This is a genomic window from Peribacillus psychrosaccharolyticus ATCC 23296 (genome assembly GCF_000305495.1).
In the GTDB taxonomy this organism is placed as follows: Bacteria; Bacillota; Bacilli; order Bacillales; family DSM-1321; genus Peribacillus; species Peribacillus psychrosaccharolyticus.
In genome coordinates, this window is record NZ_AJTN02000120.1 from 1 (window position 1) to 880 (window position 880).

The following is an 880-nucleotide window of genomic DNA, read 5'->3' on the forward strand; positions in this document are numbered from 1 at the left end:
ATTATCTTAACAACTTTTTAAAAGTAAGTCAAGAAGTTTTTTTGGTGGAGCCTAGCGGGATCGAACCGCTGACCTCCTGCGTGCAAGGCAGGCGCTCTCCCAGCTGAGCTAAGGCCCCAAAAAACTAATGGTCGGGAAGACAGGATTCGAACCTGCGACCCCTTGGTCCCAAACCAAGTGCTCTACCAAGCTGAGCTACTTCCCGAAATATGGTGCGCCCGGCGGGAGTCGAACCTACAACCTTCTGATTCGTAGTCAGATGCTCTATCCAATTGAGCTACGGGCGCATATTTAATTAAAGATGGTGCCGAGGACCGGAATCGAACCGGTACGGTAGTCACCTACCGCAGGATTTTAAGTCCTGTGCGTCTGCCAGTTCCGCCACCCCGGCAAGGAACTAATGAAAAATTGGAGCGGAAGACGGGGTTCGAACCCGCGACCCCAACCTTGGCAAGGTTGTATTCTACCACTGAACTACTTCCGCATATTAAGTGCGGGTGAAGGGACTTGAACCCCCACGCCTCGCGGCGCCAGATCCTAAATCTGGTGCGTCTGCCATTCCGCCACACCCGCAATATAAAATGGTGAGCCATGTAGGATTCGAACCTACGACCCTCTGATTAAAAGTCAGATGCTCTACCAACTGAGCTAATGGCTCGTCTTATCACCAAGTCTAATAATAGATTGGCAAGACCGATAAAAATGGTGCCGGCAAGAGGACTTGAACCCCCAACCTACTGATTACAAGTCAGTTGCTCTACCAGTTGAGCTACACCGGCAGGTGTAAGAAAAAATGGTGGAGGATGACGGGATCGAACCGCCGACCCTCTGCTTGTAAGGCAGATGCTCTCCCAGCTGAGCTAATCCTCCGAATATATCA

The 880-nt window shown here is 50.9% G+C and carries 9 tRNA genes; all 9 read right to left on the minus strand.

Annotated features, from left to right (window positions below):
- Nucleotides 1-42: 42 nt before the first annotated feature.
- Nucleotides 43-118 (minus strand) — tRNA-Ala (locus tag WYK_RS06355).
- A 10-nt stretch (nt 119-128) separates the two neighbouring features.
- A tRNA-Pro gene (locus WYK_RS06360) sits at nt 129-205 on the minus strand.
- Nucleotides 206-210: 5 nt separating this feature from the next.
- Nucleotides 211-287: transfer RNA gene (locus WYK_RS06365), tRNA-Arg, on the minus strand.
- A gap of 15 nt (nt 288-302) precedes the next feature.
- Nucleotides 303-391, minus strand: a tRNA-Leu gene (locus tag WYK_RS06370).
- A gap of 18 nt (nt 392-409) precedes the next feature.
- Nucleotides 410-484 (minus strand) — tRNA-Gly (locus tag WYK_RS06375).
- Between the two features lie 8 nt (nt 485-492).
- Nucleotides 493-573 (minus strand) — tRNA-Leu (locus tag WYK_RS06380).
- A gap of 9 nt (nt 574-582) precedes the next feature.
- A tRNA-Lys gene (locus WYK_RS06385) sits at nt 583-658 on the minus strand.
- Between the two features lie 45 nt (nt 659-703).
- Nucleotides 704-779, minus strand: a tRNA-Thr gene (locus tag WYK_RS06390).
- Between the two features lie 15 nt (nt 780-794).
- A tRNA-Val gene (locus tag WYK_RS06395) sits at nt 795-870 on the minus strand.
- Nucleotides 871-880 lie beyond the last annotated feature (10 nt).